Here is a 13,844-nt window from a genome sequence, read left to right as displayed (position 1 = left end):
GCTCAGGCGGCCGGCGGCACCCGCACGCCTCGCAACAGGATCGCGCCGGCATAGAGCATCAGCAGCGTGCCCACGGTGTCGCCGACCAGCATGGGCGTGAAGCCCTGCAGCGGCTCCAGGCTGCCGGCGCGCCAGGCGAAGTAGAGCGTGTGCGCCACGCTGTTGGCGAGGCCGCCGGCGACGCCGAAGCACAGCAGCTGCTTGCCGGTGACGCCGGCCAGGCTGGCCGGCACGTCCAGCAGGCGCTGCACCGCCCGCGCGGCCAGCAGGGCCGGCACGGACGACAGGGTCGCCAGCGTGGCCGCGTGAAGGAAGTCGGACTGCACGATCTCGGGAATCACCGAGATCGAGCCGATGAACAGGCCCGCCACGCCGGCCCAGCCGAACACCAGCACGGCGACCATGCGCACGGCCGCAGGCAGGAAGATCCAGTTGATGTGGCGGGTGAACTCCGAGTGGTCGAAGAGCCAGGCGTTCAGGTGGTAGAGCCCGGCGTAGGCCAGGCCCGCGGAAGCGATGCCGACGAGGAGGAACGGAAGGTCAGCTGCCGAGGCGAGGCGCATCCGCTCAGCGCGCCGCCTGGGCCTTGTGGATGCACTGGCCGAGGGCCGCGAAGTAGCGGGTGGCCAGGTCGGTGGACTCGATGTACTTGAAGCGGCTGTCGTACTCGTCCGCCTGCATCTGCAGCATGCCCTTGGCGCGCAGCGTCTTCAGCCGGCGCTGCACGGTGGAGGGGGAGATGTCCGGCAGGCTGTTCATGGCCTCCAGCACGGTGACGCGCTGGCCGGCATACCAGCTGCGCGCCAGAAAGCCCAGGATCTGGTCTTCGACCGCGTCAATCTCCGGCAGACCGGGCAGCTGCCGCGCGGCAGCCACCAGGTTGAGGAACTTGACGTACGAGAGGGGGAGGGCTTTCTTGCTGGCCATGGAATGGTTCTAGAACCCCCCGATGGTACTGCGGCGAGGGGGCCGCGGGTACCCGGGAGTACCCGGGTCGGCGACAGGGATGCAGGCGGTGCTCAGGCGCGAAATTTCTCCACTTCCTGGCGGGTCGTGTCCGCCAGCCTCGACAGCTCGACCACCGTCGCCGTGATCTGCTCCGAAGCGGCGGCGTTGCTGCGCGCGATGCGGTCCAGGCTGCCCAGGTTGGCGTTGATTTCCTCGACCGCGGTGCTCTGCTCCTCGAGGGCGGCGGAGATGCGCTGGAGCATCGTGTCGGTCTCGGCGGAACCCCGCTCGATGCTGGCCATGTCGTTGCTGACATTACGCACCGTCACCACGGCCCGGCCGATCTCCTGCACCGCCTCGCCCACGAGCTTGGCGATCTCCTGCGAGCTCTCGGCACTGCTCTGGGCCAGCTTGCCGACCTCGTCGGCCACCACCGAGAAGCCCTTGCCGTGCTCGCCCGCGCGGGCCGCCTCGATCGCGGCGTTCAGCGACAGCAGGTTGGTCTTGTTGGCGATCTTCTCGATGACTTCAGTGATCTTGTTGATCTTTTCCGAGTTGGCGGCGAGGTTGTTCACCGCCTGCACCAGTTCCTCCATGCGGGCCATGCCGCCGCGCATGGTGGCGATGGACTCCCGCGACTTCTCGCTGGCCAGCGAGGTGTTGCGCGAGACGTCGGCCACCGAGGCGGCCGACTGGCGCACCGCCACCGCGACCTGGCCGATGGCATGGGTCTGGCTCTGCGCGCCGTCCGAGATCTGGCCGATGGCCTGGCTGGCCTGGCCGGACGCGGCGGCCACCTGGCGGGTGTTGGCGTGGATGGCGCGCAGCGCCTGGCCCAGCGCCTGCAGGGAGTCGTTGATGTCGCGCTTGAGGGTCTCCAGCTCGCCCTGGCCCTGGGCCTGCACCTGGAGCGACAGGTCGCCCCGGGCCACCTTCTGCATGACCCGGCCGATGTCGCCGATCATGGACTGCAGCGCGGCCATCGCGTCCAGCGCGTCGCGCACCACCTCGCCGAAGGCGCCCTGCAGCTGCGCGCCGGCGGCGGCGTCGAAGCGGCCGGCGCGCAGCGCCTGGGTGACCTTGAGCACCTCGGCGAAGGTGCGCTCGATCTGGTCGGCCGAGGCGTTGACCGCGTCCTTCATCGCCCCCAGGTCTCCCTGCAGGTGGCCGGACACGCGCTGGCGCAGGTCGCCCGCCGCCAGCGCCTGGACCGTGCGGTTGACCGCGGTGATGGCCTCCTGCTGCGTCTGCAGCATCTGGTTGAAGGCGCGGGCGGTCTGGCCCACCTCGTCGTCGCTGGCCACGGCCACGCGGCGCGAGTAGTCCGAGGTGGCGGCGACCGCCATCGCGACGTTGCGCACGCCCTCCAGCGGCCGGGTGATGGAGCGCAGCACCCAGAACGCGATCAGCAGGCCCGCGATCAGGCCGCCGGCCACCAGCGCGGCGATCAGGAGGATGTTGGCCCGGTAGGCCCGCTCGGCGAGGTGGAACTCGTCGTCGGCCAGCTTCAGCTCGCGCTCGATCAGGTCGGAGAACTTGGAGCTGATCGGGTCGATCGCCGGGTACAGGCGCTCGATGGAGAAACGGGCCAGGCCTTCGCGGTCCTCCTTGACCAGCAGCACCTTGAGCACGTCGAGCTCGCCCTGGGCGACCTTGAGCATCGGCTCGATCTCGGCGACCAGCTGGCGCTCGGCCTCGACCAGGTCGTGGCTGAGGAACGCCGCCCACTTCTCCCCGATCTGCCTTTCCGCGTCGGCCACGCTCTTGCGGCCCTCGTCCCAGGAGAAGTTGCCGTTGCGGACCTTGTGCGTGGCGTCGACGATGTTGACGGCGTACATGTCGGCGATGACCTTGAGGTCGCGGATCGGCACGATGCGCAGCTCGTACACGCTGCGGAAGCCGTCGACGGCCGCGCCCATGGAGCGGGCCCCGTTCACGCCGATCACGACGGCAATCAGGCTGAGGAAGGCCACCAGGGCCATCAGGCGGGTGCGCACGCGCAGGTGGCGCAGGCTGTCGAGACGGATCACGGACGGCTCCTGCGGGCGAGCGCGGCAACGGCCGCACGAAACCCGAAACAAGTCAAACTAAAACCAAGATTCTCATGGCACCGCACCAGGGCGGTGCCATGCCCGGCCGATGATAAGCGCCGGCTCGCCCCTTCATCCGGCATGCGGCAGCGTGACAGAGAAGGTGGAGCCCTCGCCCAGGGTGGAACGGCAGTCGATCGAACCACCCATCTTGGTCACGATGCTGCGCACCATGGCCAGGCCCAGGCCCGTTCCCTTGCCAACTTCCTTGGTAGTGAAGAAGGGCTCGAAGATGCGGGGCAGGACCTCGGGCGGGATGCCGCTGCCGTTGTCCACCACGTCGACCTGGACCTGCCCGGGCGCGGGACGGCGCGCGCCGATCACGATGCGCCCGTTGCGGCGCTCGCCGATGGCGTGGCTGGCGTTCACGCACAGGTTCACCAGCACCTGCTGCAGGCTGCCGCTGTCGCCCTTGAGCGGGACGGCGGCGGCGCCCAGGGTGTCCGGGTCCAGCACGATGTCGATGCCCTTGAGGCTGGCCTGCAGCAGCGACTTGGTCTCCTCCAGCAGCGGCGCCAGCTCGAAGCTGCCCACCGGGTGGTGCTCTTCCACCTCGGCCTGCGGCTGCACCCGGCCCAGCCCGTTGAGCTTGATCACGATGTCGCGCGCCCGGGTGGTGGCCTGCAGGATGGCGCTGAGGTTGCGCGCCGCCTTCGAGTCGGGGCCCAGCTTCATCTCGACCAGCTCGGCATGGTTCTGGATCACCCCCAGCAGGTTGTTGAAGTCGTGCGCGACGCCGGCGGCCAGCTGGCCCAGCGCGTCCAGCCGCTGGGACTGCTCGACCTTCTTGACCATCTCCAGGTTCTCGCTCTCCTTCTCCTTGATCTCGCGCATGTCCTTGATGGTGATCACCGCGCCGGTGACCAGCCCCTCGGAATCGCGCAGCGGCGCGGCGGTGAGCACCACCGGGATGGCATCGCCGCCGGGGCGGGCCAGCGACCACTCCACGTTCTGCGAGGCCGCCATGGCCTGCGCCTGGAGCTCCTCGGCGGCCAGGCCCAGGCCCTGCAGGTCCAGGCGCGACGCGTCCAGCGACAGCAGCTGGCGCATCAGCCCCTGGTGGTGGGCCGGCAGCCCGTCCAGCAGCAAGGCGTCGTCCCCGGCCGGGGCCAGGAGGTCGCGCAGCGCGCGGCCCACCACCTGGGCGCGCGACGCGCCGAGCAGCTCCATCGACTTGGGGTTGGCCGAGACCACCATGCCCTCGCGGTCGATCTGCAGCACGCCGTCCTGCATCGCCTCCATGGTGCGCTCCAGCAGGCTGTTCTGCGCCTGGATCTGGGCGTTCTTGTGGATCAGGGAGGACACGTCGTTGAGGTTGATGACGGTCTGCTCGGGCATGTCCGCATGGCCGGGGTTGAACGAGGCCGTCACCCGCACCGGCAGGCTCTCGCGCTCGCGGTGGATCAGGCGGGCGATGAGGGCGTCGTCCTCCTCGCGGCTGAGGCGGTGCAGCAGCGTGGGGCAGAACACCGTCCAGGGCAGGTCGCGATCCGAGCGCAGGAAGACCAGGCTGCCCGGCGCGCCGCGCAGCCGGTGCCAGACCCGGCCGACCTCGAACGCCAGCGCCTCGCCGTCCTTGTGCCTCAGGTGGCAGGCCGCGGCCATGCCCACCGGGCCGGCGTCGGCGTCCAGGAGGCGGCGCAGTCGGGCCCGCGCCTCGTCGTCGGCGGCCAGGTCCGGGAAGGTGCGCTGGCGCAACTCCTCCTTCATGTAGCCGAGCAAGGAGACGGCGCGCGGGTTGGCGCGGGTCACGCGCATCCGCTCGTCCAGGCGCAGGCAGGCCAGGGGCACGGTCTGGAACAGGGCCTCCGCCTCATGGGGCGAGGTCTCGACCAGCATCTCCAGGCGCGCGCCCAGGTCCTGCATGAAGGCCTCGAGCGTGAGCGCGTCGTTCTCGAACAGATCGCCGCAGGGCCGGCCGATCAGCGCCTCGCGGGTGCGGCCGGTGAGGGCCAGCAGCGCCGGGTTGCAGTCCTGGATGCGGGCGTGGCTGTCGACCACGATCAGGCCGCTCTGCATCGAGTCGAAGATGCCGTTGACGTGCTGGATCTTCTCCTCCAGCGAGGCCTGGCTGTGCTGCAGCTGGACCTGGTTCTCCTGCAGCTGGTTGGCCAGGTGCTGGGAGTCCAGCAGGGAAGCGAAGAGGTTGTCGCGGCTTTGCGCCGACTCCAGCGCCACGCCGATGGCGGCGGCGCCGGGGATCATCAGGTCGTCGACCTGCGCCGCCACCGGGGTGAAGGCGCGGAACACCATGACGCCGCGCACCTCGCCCTCGAACTCGAAGGGCACGACCAGGTAATGGTGGGCGACCGCGCCGCTCCCGGGCGCCAGACCCTCCAGCTCGCGCAGGCCCTCGGCGGGGATGTCGGCGTTGCGCAGGAGCCGGCCCGCCTTCAGCAGCGGGTGCAGCACCGGTCCGGCGACATGCAGCAGCTCGGGAAAGCGCATGCCCTCGCCATTGCGCCCGCCCAGGCGCTTGAGTGCGAGGTGCTGGATCATGGAGTCGTCACGCAGGACGAAGGCGTACTCGTACAGCGCGCAGGCCGGCACCTGCACATGGTCGGCCAGCTTGTTGCACAGCTGGCGGGCCAGCTCGCGCGGGGTCAGCTCGTGCAGCACCGTCTCGTGGATCAGGGCCAGGCCGTCGTCGCGCCAGTGCTGGCGCAGGGCCTGGGCCTGGCTGGCGGCGCTGCGTTCGGCCGGGGGCGCCGGCCGCAGCGCCTGGCGCAGCGCCAGCGCCAGCCCGACCGCGCCCAGCAGGCCGGTGGCCAGCACCAGCCACTGCGCCTGGCGAACCCCCGAATCCAATGCTTTTTGAATATCAGCAAATGAACCTGAGCCACTTTGAATTAGCAGCCCCTGCAGATTGCCGAGTTTTTCAACACTTAAATAGGCGATGAAGGAGACAGCCACGAGGGTGGCAATCATTGCCATCCCCAATGAAAACAGCCATTTCATGGGCGAATCGGCACGCGGTACGGGAGCGGTATTCATGAACTTGCAAAGTTACAAGTCCACGAGTTTGACCGATACGCGCAAACAGATCGATCGCTTATGATCAGACAGACCTTTTTTGCGGCTTGACGCACGCCCTCGTCGCGAGGACGCCGCGCCCCGCTCCACGGAACCCAACACCCATGGCAACCATTCTGCTGGTCGATGACGAGGACCTCCTGCGCGAAGGCGTGCGGGAGATCCTCGAGATGTCTGACCACACCGTGATCGAGGCTGGCGACGGCCAGCAGGCGCTCGAGAAATTCGCCGTCAACAACGTGGACCTGGTCATCACCGACGTGGTCATGCCCAACATGGACGGCGTGGACTTCGTGACCAAGCTGCGCGAGCTGTTTCCCGATGTGCCGATCCTGACCATCTCCGGCGGCAGCCGCGTGGTCAGCGCCCGCTTCGGGCTGGACTCGGCCCTGCTGTCGGGCGCCAATGCGAGCCTGACCAAGCCGTTCAACGCCAAGCAGCTGCTCGAGAAGGTCTCGCAGCTCCTGCCGGCTTGAGCATCCGCACCCAGCCCCCGTCCACGCCGATGGACACCCTGGACCTCGCCAACCTCTCGGTGGCGGCCGCCGCCACCGAGGACGCGCCCGCGCCGGCCCGCGGCCTCGGGCACGCGCGCGTGCTGCTGGTGGACGACAGCCGCCTGATCCGCATGGGCCTGCGCCGCTCGCTGGAGTCGATCGGCGTGACCGACATCACCGAGGCGAACCATGGCCGCGAGGCCATCGAGATGCTGGTGCGCGACCGCTTCGACCTGATGCTCCTGGACATGGAGATGCCCGAGATGAACGGCATCGAGGTGCTGCAGGTCCTGCGCGACTCGCCCCACCACCCCTGGCCCCCGGTCATCGTGATCTCCGGCGGCACCGGCATCGACGACGCGGTGCGCTGCATCGAGCTGGGCGCCGAGGACTACCTGCCCAAGCCGTTCAACCCCGTGCTGCTGCGCGCCCGCGTGACGACCTCGGTGGAAAAGAAGCAGCTGCGTGACCAGGACATCCTGCGCATGCGCCAGCTCAGGCGCCAGCACGAGGCGCTGGGCCAGGAGCAGAAGAAGACCGAGCAGCTGCTGCTGAACATCTTGCCCGGCAGCATCGCCAAGCGCCTGAAGGCCGGCGAGGAGCGCATCGCTGACGCCTGCCCCGAGGTCTCGGTGCTGTTCGCCGACATGGCGGGCTTCACCAAGATGTCGCGCACCATGAGCGCGAGCCAGCTGGTCGAGCTGCTCGGCGACCTGTTCTCCCGCTTCGACCTGATCACCGAGAAGCACGGGCTGGAGAAGATCAAGACCATCGGCGACTGCTACATGCTCGCCGGCGGCGTGCCCGAGCCGCGGGCCGACCACGCGGTGGCGGTGACGCTGGCCGCGATGGACATGCAGCAGGCCCTGCGCGACATGCACGAGCGCACCGGCGGCCGCGTGAACATGCGCATCGGCATCCACAGCGGCCCGCTGGTGGCCGGCGTGATCGGCATCCGCAAGTTCACCTACGACCTGTGGGGCGACACCGTGAACGTGGCCAGCCGCATGGAGTCCTCCGGCGAGGCCGGCAAGGTCCATGTGTCCTCCGCCACCGCCGCCCTGCTGGCCGGCCGGTTCGTGCTCGAGCCGCGCGGCTTCATGGAGGTCAAGAGCCTCGGGCAGGTCGAGACCTATTTCGTTGAAGGCCTCAAGGGCTGACGCCCCGGGAACAAGGGCAGAGAGACAACACTATGAGCAAACGGGACATCACGCCCACCGACCGCGAGATCGTCATGCGCGAAGACGATTTCATCGTCTCCAAGACCGACCTGAAGGGGCGCATCACCTACGGCAACCGCATCTTCATCGAGTTCTCCGGGTTCGAGGAGCGTGAGGTGATCGGCACGCAGCACAACCTGGTGCGCCACCCGGACATGCCGCGCGGCATCTTCAAGCTGCTGTGGGGCAGCGTGCAGGACAACAAGGAAATCTTCGCCTACGTGAAGAACATCTCCCGTGACGGCAGCTACTACTGGGTGCTGGCCAACGTCACGCCCTCGGTGGACGCCAGCGGCAACACGGTGGGCTACTACTCGGTGCGCCGCAAGCCCAACCCGCGCGCCATCCCGATCGTGACCCAGCTGTACCGCGACATGCTGAGCGAGGAACGCAGCGCCGGCTCTCGCGACGCCATCGCCGCCTCCCACCGCGTGCTGGACACCTTCCTGAAAGACAAGAAGCAGAGCTATGAAAACCTCGTTCTCTCTCTCCAGTCGCTTTGAGCTGGGTGCGCAGGCCGGGGTCGCTCTGCTGGCCCTGGTGGGCCTGACCGGCTTCGTCTACGCCATCTTCCAGAGCCGGTTCGCGGTCGCGCCCATCGTGCTGGCCGGGGTCTTCCTGGCGGTGCTCGGCGCCACGCTGGCCGGACTGCGCCGCGAAGCGCGCCTGGTCGCGCGCATGGGCGTGGTGCTGGAAAGCGCCAGCCGCGGTGTGCTGGAACCGCGCGTGATCGACATCCGGGGCAACGGCCAGATGGCGCAGCTGGCGCTGGGGCTGAACGACGTGCTCGACCAGGTGGAGGCCGTGTTCCGCGAGTCCCTCACCGTGGTCACCCGCATGGGCCAGGGCAACTTCGACCGTGAGCCGCAGACCGCCGGCCTGCGCGGGCTGTTCCCGCAGGTGCTGCGCCGCATCGCCACCGCGCAGTCGCAGGTCTCGGAGACCGTCAGCGCGCTGCGCCAGTCGATGGACGCGATGGCCCAGGGCGACTTCTCCGTGCGACCCCACGTCGAGGGCGCCGCGGGCGACTACCGCCTGATCCTGGACAACGCCAGCCATGCGATCCAGTCGCTGGACAGGATCCTGGGCGAAGTGGCCACGGCCATGGACGCCATGGCCCGCGGCCAGCTCACCTCGCGCGTCAGCGTGCCGGCCCGCGGCATGCTGGACAAGCTCAAGACCGACATCAACCGCTCGCTCGACTCCCTCAGCGCCGCGATGCAGACCATCGGCGAGAACGCGCAGCAGGTGGCCGGCGCGGCCAGCGAGACCAGCACCGCCATCGGTCAGCTGGCCGACGGCGCGCAGGCCCAGAGCCAGTACATCAGCCAGGTCGTGACCGCCATCCGCGAGACGGTGAGCGCGGTGGGTGACATCTCCGCCAGCACCGAGACCGCCAGCCGCCAGGCCCAGGAATCGGCCAGCGTGGTGCGCGACGGCCGCAAGAAGATGGAGCAGATGGTCGAGGTCGTGAACGGCATCGCCACCAACTCCGAGAAGATCTCCAAGATCACCGACGTGATCGAGAAGATCGCCAACAAGACCAACCTGCTGTCGCTGAACGCTGCGATCGAGGCGGCCCGCGCCGGCGAGCACGGCAAGGGCTTCGCGGTGGTGGCCGACGAGGTGGGCAAGCTGGCCGCCAGCAGCGCCGACAGCACCAAGGAAATCACCCAGCTGATCCAACAGGCGGTGGCCGAGGCCAACCGCGCGGTGGTGGCGGTACGCGAGGTCAGCACCGACATGGAGCGCATCGTCACCAGCTCGACGCAGGCCGACAGCATGCTCCAGCGGATCTCCGCGGCCGTCGAGGAGCAGACCCGCACGATGCAGGAGATCAACAGCAGCGTGATGAACCTGGACAAGATCGCCAACTCCAACTCCTCCGCCTCGGAGGAGCTGGCCGCCAGCATGATCGAGCTGTCCAAGGTCGCGGACTCCACCCGCCGCGAGATCGAACGCTTCCACATCTGAGCCACCAGCAAGGGAGCCGCGCACCATGGAACTCGTGATCTTCGAACTGGGCGGCAGCCGCTTTGCGGCCGAGGCCGCGCGCGTGAGCAAGGTCATGGAAATCCTGCCGGTCACGCCGCTGCCCTATGCGCCGGCCGATGTCGAGGGCCTGGTCAACGTCTCCGGCGCGGTGCTGCTGAAGGTGGACCTGGCCGCGCGCCTGCACCAGCCGGCGCGCTCGGCGCGGGCCGACGGCAACCTGCTGGTGATCCTCACCGGCGGCGAGACCGTGGTGGCCCAGGTCGACCGGGTGCTGGGCAAGATCAGCCTCGAGGAAGGCCAGTGCAACCGCTACCCCTGCGACGGCACCGGCCCGCTGGTGGTCGGCGAGTTCCAGGACGCCGAGGGCATGGTCCTGCTGCTGGACCTCACCCGCCTGGGCCTGCAGGACATGCAGGCCGCGGGCGTGCCCGAGGGCGGCGGCGGCCTGCTGGGGCTGTTCCCCACCGCCGGCCGCGAGGACACCGAGACCCGGCTGGCGCAGGAGCTGCAGACCGTCACCGTCACCGACGGCGGCGAGGTCTTCGCCTTCCACATGGACTGCGTGCGCGAGATCGTCGAGATCCGCGGCCTCACCGCCCTGCCCGGCGCCGCGCCCGAGGTGGACGGCCTGATGCAGCTGCGCGGGCAGGCGCTGATGGTGCTGTCCCTGGCCCGCCTGTTGCACTGGCCGCAGCAGGCGAGCCCGCGCTTCGTGCTGGTGATCTCGGTGGGCGGCTCGCGCCTGGGCATCTCGGTGTCCGAGGTGGTCGGCATCGAGCGCTATGCCCGCGACGACGTGCAGCCCGTCACCGGCGGCGACGGCCAGCTCGAGGGCTACCTCTCCGGCACCGGCGCCCACCAGGGCCGCATGACCGGGCTGATCGCCACCGACGGCCTGATTTCCGCGGACCTGATGGCCCGCTGCAAACGCTACCTCACCGACCACGGACTGGAGACCGGCGCCATGGGCGACCCCGAATTCCGTTCCAAGCGCCGGGTGCTGGGCTTCCGACTGGGCAGCGAACGCTGCGCACTGCCGCTGTCGCTGGTCGACCGCGTCGAGGAGTTCACCCCGGGCGTGGACCTGCCGCGCGGCGACGACGACCTCGCCGGCGTGATCCAGATCAAGGGCGAAGTCACGCCGGTGCTGGACCTTCGCGAGATGCTCGGCGTGACGCCGCAGTCGACCGGCGCCTACATCGTGGTGCGCCTGGCCGGCGGGACCTGGGCCCTGGTGGTCGACAAGGTCGACCGCGTGCTGGAGATCGCCGAGAAGGACATCACCCCCGTGCGCTCGCGGGACAACGACTTCGTCAACGAAGTGGCCCGCCTGCAGGGGGACCTGGTGTCCCTGCTGACGCTCGACCCCCTGGCCCAGGTGGCCTGACCCGGAGCAAGCCCTTGGCAGCAGACAAGCACGTCAACGACCTGATCGCGCAGATGCGCGAGGCCGTCAAGAACGCCCAGGACATGACCCAGGCGATCTCGGCGACCCTCGCGCCGATCCACGCGCCGGTGGCCGCACCGGCGATGCCGCCGGCGCTGTCGCCCGCGCCGATCGCTGCGCCCTCGCCGGTGCCGGTGCCGGCGCGCAAGCCCATGGCCGACCAGCTCGCCCTGGTGCACGAACTGATGCGCGGCGTGGAGCGGCGCTTCGGCATCAAGTCGGGCACGCTGGTGGAGCGCAAGCTCACGCGAATCCTCAAGGACATGCCGGTCAACGTGCTGCGTGACTGGGTCACCTCGATGAACAACTGCTCCTCGGAGCATGCCGAGTGGCAGTCGCTGGTCGAGAACCTGACGGTGCACGAGACCTACTTCTGCCGCGACCCGGACCTGCTGGACATGGTCTCGCAGGAGATCCTGCCGATGCTGATCGCCTCGCGCGAGCATGTGCAGCAGCTGCAGGTCTGGTCCGCCGCCTCCTCCACCGGCGAGGAGGCCTACGACCTGGGCTACATGGCCCTGCGCGCGCTCCAGCAGGCGGGCAAGGCCGGCCAATCCGACGGCAAGATCGCGCCGCGCGGCTGGTCGCTGTACGTGCTGGGCACCGACATTTCCAACCAGGCGCTGCGCACCGCCCGCGAGGGCGTCTACGGCGACCTGGGCATGGGCTCGTTCCGCAACCTGCCCGGGCACTGGAAGGCGATGTTCCAGGACATCGCCATGCCGCAGGGCGCGGGCATGCCCGGGGTGAACTACTTCCGCATCCGCGACTGGATCAAGAACCTCGTGCGCTTCGAGCGTTTCAACCTGATGAACTCGCGGCCCCCCGTCACCGGCATGGACCTGGTGTTCTGCCGCAACGTGCTGATCTACTTCGACGACGACATCAAGCGCGCGGTGCAGACCATGCTCGCACGCGCCATCGCGCCGGGCGGCGTGCTGGTGATGGGCGCCTCGGTGCAGCTGCTGGCCACCCAGTACTTCGAGGCGCGCCAAGGCAGTGGCGGCCCCTGGTACGTGCGAAACAAGGTGCCCGTATGATCCGCCTGCTCATTTCGGACGACTCGGCGTTCATGCGCATCGCCATCCGCAAGATGGCGGAAAGCGACCCCGAGATCCAGATCGTCGGGGAGGCCCGCACCGGCCAGATGTGCGTGGACATGGCGCGCGAGCTGCGGCCCGACGTCATCACCATGGACGTGGAAATGCCGGTGATGGACGGCCTGGAGGCCACCCGCCAGATCATGGCCTCGGCCCACCCCTGCCCGATCATCATGCTGTCCAGCCTGACCGAGCGGAACTCGGTCACCACCATCAAGGCGCTGGAGCTGGGCGCGGCGGACTTCATCGCCAAGAAGTCCTCCTTCGTGCAGCTGGACATCGTCAAGATCGGCGGCGAGCTGGTCGAGAAGATCCGGTTCTGGGCCAAGCAGAAATCCCGGCTGCGCCCCCCCGGCGCGGCGCTGGCGCCGGCGACGCCCATCGCCGCCCGCCCGGCGGTCGCCGCGCCCGTTCTGCGCCGCGCCGAAGCGTCCGGCCCGCCGGGCGTGGTCGTGGTGGGCATCTCCACCGGCGGCCCGGCCACCCTGCCGCAGATGCTCAAGGCCATGGGCGGCGCGCTGCGCTGTCCCATGGTGGTGGCCCAGCACATGCCGCCCATGTTCACCAGCGGCTTCGCCGCCCACCTGCGCAACGAGACCGGGCTGGACGTGGTCGAGAGCACCGACGGCATGGAGCTGCCGCCCGGCCGCATCGTCATCATCAAGGGCGGCACCGACGCGGTGCTGCGCGAACCCCTGCCCGGCAAGCTCACCCTGTTCGAACGCACCAGCGAGGGCGCGCCCATCCACCCCAACGCCGACGTGCTGTTCCGCTCGGCCGCGGCCCTGGCCTGCCGCTCGGTGGCGGTGGTCATGACCGGCATGGGCAGCGACGGCACCCAGGGCGCCAAGGACCTGGTAGCCCGAAAGGCCAGCCCGGTCTACGCCCAGGACCCGAACAGCTGCATCGTCGACGGCATGCCCGGTTCCATCATCAACGCGGGACTGGCCACGGCCATCCTGGATCCCCAGGGCCTGGGCGCGCGCCTGGCCCGACTGGCCGGCCGCGGCATCCTGCCTGCGGCGTTCGCCCTCCCCACCTCCTGACCCCTCGAACCCGATGTCCAAGAAGAACGTACTCATCGTTGACGATTCCTTCGTGATGCGAGCGCTGCTGCGCGGCATCATCTCCGCCGACCCCGAGCTGTCGGTGGTGGGCGAGGCCACCAACGGCCTGGAAGCGCTGCAGAACATCAAGGAACTCAATCCCGACGTGGTCCTGCTGGACATCGAGATGCCGCACATGGACGGCATCGAGTGCCTCAAGCGCCTGCGCCTGCTGTCCAACGTGCCGGTGATCATCGTGTCCTCGGTGGCCCAGACCGGTTCGCCGCAGGCCCTGGAGGCGCGCAAGCTCGGCGCGTCGGAAGTCATCGCCAAGCCCTCGGGCGCGATGAGCCTGGACCTCAACGCCAAGAAGGGCCACGAGATCGTCACCGCCACGCGCAAGGTCCTGGGCCTCTGAGCCCCGCGACCGCCCCGAGCCGCGCCGCAGCCTGACCGAAGGAGCCGACC

12 protein-coding genes are annotated in these 13,844 nt (G+C 69.2%); 8 read left to right on the top strand and 4 right to left on the bottom strand.

The features are described from left to right. Window positions 1–2: 2 nt before the first annotated feature. From ACFQZY_RS12970 to ACFQZY_RS12955, 4 genes are all read right to left on the bottom strand, one after another. Window positions 3–563, bottom strand: coding sequence for a hypothetical protein (locus tag ACFQZY_RS12970; RefSeq protein ID WP_377416388.1), 561 nt, complete (start codon window positions 561–563; stop codon window positions 3–5). Between the two features lie 4 nt (window positions 564–567). Beyond that, on the bottom strand, window positions 568–927 hold the full coding sequence (locus ACFQZY_RS12965) for a MarR family transcriptional regulator (RefSeq protein WP_377416386.1): 360 nt from the start codon (window positions 925–927) through the stop codon (window positions 568–570). Window positions 928–1,019: 92 nt separating this feature from the next. After that, window positions 1,020–2,978, bottom strand: a complete 1,959-nt coding sequence (locus ACFQZY_RS12960; protein ID WP_377416384.1) for a methyl-accepting chemotaxis protein — start codon at window positions 2,976–2,978, stop codon at window positions 1,020–1,022. Between the two features lie 132 nt (window positions 2,979–3,110). Continuing rightward, on the bottom strand, window positions 3,111–5,846 hold the full coding sequence (locus ACFQZY_RS12955) for a PAS domain S-box protein (protein ID WP_377416382.1): 2,736 nt from the start codon (window positions 5,844–5,846) through the stop codon (window positions 3,111–3,113). Between the two features lie 329 nt (window positions 5,847–6,175). On the opposite strand from ACFQZY_RS12955, the gene ACFQZY_RS12950 reads away from it, so the two are divergent. The 8 genes from ACFQZY_RS12950 to ACFQZY_RS12915 are packed head-to-tail and all read left to right on the top strand — an operon-like array spanning window position 6,176 to window position 13,794. Continuing rightward, window positions 6,176–6,547, top strand: coding sequence for a response regulator transcription factor (locus tag ACFQZY_RS12950; RefSeq protein WP_377416380.1), 372 nt, complete (start codon window positions 6,176–6,178; stop codon window positions 6,545–6,547). After that, window positions 6,544–7,728 carry an adenylate/guanylate cyclase domain-containing protein gene (locus tag ACFQZY_RS12945; RefSeq protein ID WP_377416378.1) on the top strand — a complete coding sequence of 395 codons (1,185 nt, stop codon included), beginning with the start codon at window positions 6,544–6,546 and terminating at the stop codon, window positions 7,726–7,728. The genes ACFQZY_RS12950 and ACFQZY_RS12945 overlap by 4 nt, the downstream gene beginning before the upstream one ends. A 32-nt stretch (window positions 7,729–7,760) precedes the next feature. Next, window positions 7,761–8,291: a PAS domain-containing protein gene (locus tag ACFQZY_RS12940; RefSeq protein WP_377416376.1), complete on the top strand. Its 531-nt coding sequence runs from the start codon at window positions 7,761–7,763 to the stop codon at window positions 8,289–8,291. Continuing rightward, entirely contained in the window at window positions 8,257–9,762 is a 1,506-nt protein-coding gene (locus ACFQZY_RS12935; RefSeq protein ID WP_377416374.1) for a methyl-accepting chemotaxis protein, read from the top strand. The genes ACFQZY_RS12940 and ACFQZY_RS12935 overlap by 35 nt, the downstream gene beginning before the upstream one ends. A 25-nt stretch (window positions 9,763–9,787) precedes the next feature. Continuing rightward, entirely contained in the window at window positions 9,788–11,170 is a 1,383-nt protein-coding gene (locus tag ACFQZY_RS12930; protein WP_377416372.1) for a chemotaxis protein CheW, read from the top strand. 14 nt (window positions 11,171–11,184) lie between these two features. Further along, on the top strand, window positions 11,185–12,270 hold the full coding sequence (locus ACFQZY_RS12925; protein WP_377416370.1) for a CheR family methyltransferase: 1,086 nt from the start codon (window positions 11,185–11,187) through the stop codon (window positions 12,268–12,270). Then, the gene (gene cheB, locus ACFQZY_RS12920; protein WP_377416368.1) at window positions 12,267–13,376 is read left to right on the top strand and encodes a chemotaxis-specific protein-glutamate methyltransferase CheB; all 1,110 of its coding nucleotides are present in this window, start codon (window positions 12,267–12,269) and stop codon (window positions 13,374–13,376) included. The genes ACFQZY_RS12925 and cheB overlap by 4 nt, the downstream gene beginning before the upstream one ends. A gap of 13 nt (window positions 13,377–13,389) precedes the next feature. After that, window positions 13,390–13,794 carry a response regulator gene (locus ACFQZY_RS12915; protein WP_377416366.1) on the top strand — a complete coding sequence of 135 codons (405 nt, stop codon included), beginning with the start codon at window positions 13,390–13,392 and terminating at the stop codon, window positions 13,792–13,794. Window positions 13,795–13,844 lie beyond the last annotated feature (50 nt).

It is taken from the genome of Ramlibacter sp. GCM10027632 (assembly GCF_042675325.1).
In the GTDB taxonomy this organism is placed as follows: domain Bacteria; phylum Pseudomonadota; class Gammaproteobacteria; order Burkholderiales; family Burkholderiaceae_C; genus Ramlibacter.
This window is presented reverse-complemented; position numbering and strand designations above follow the sequence as displayed.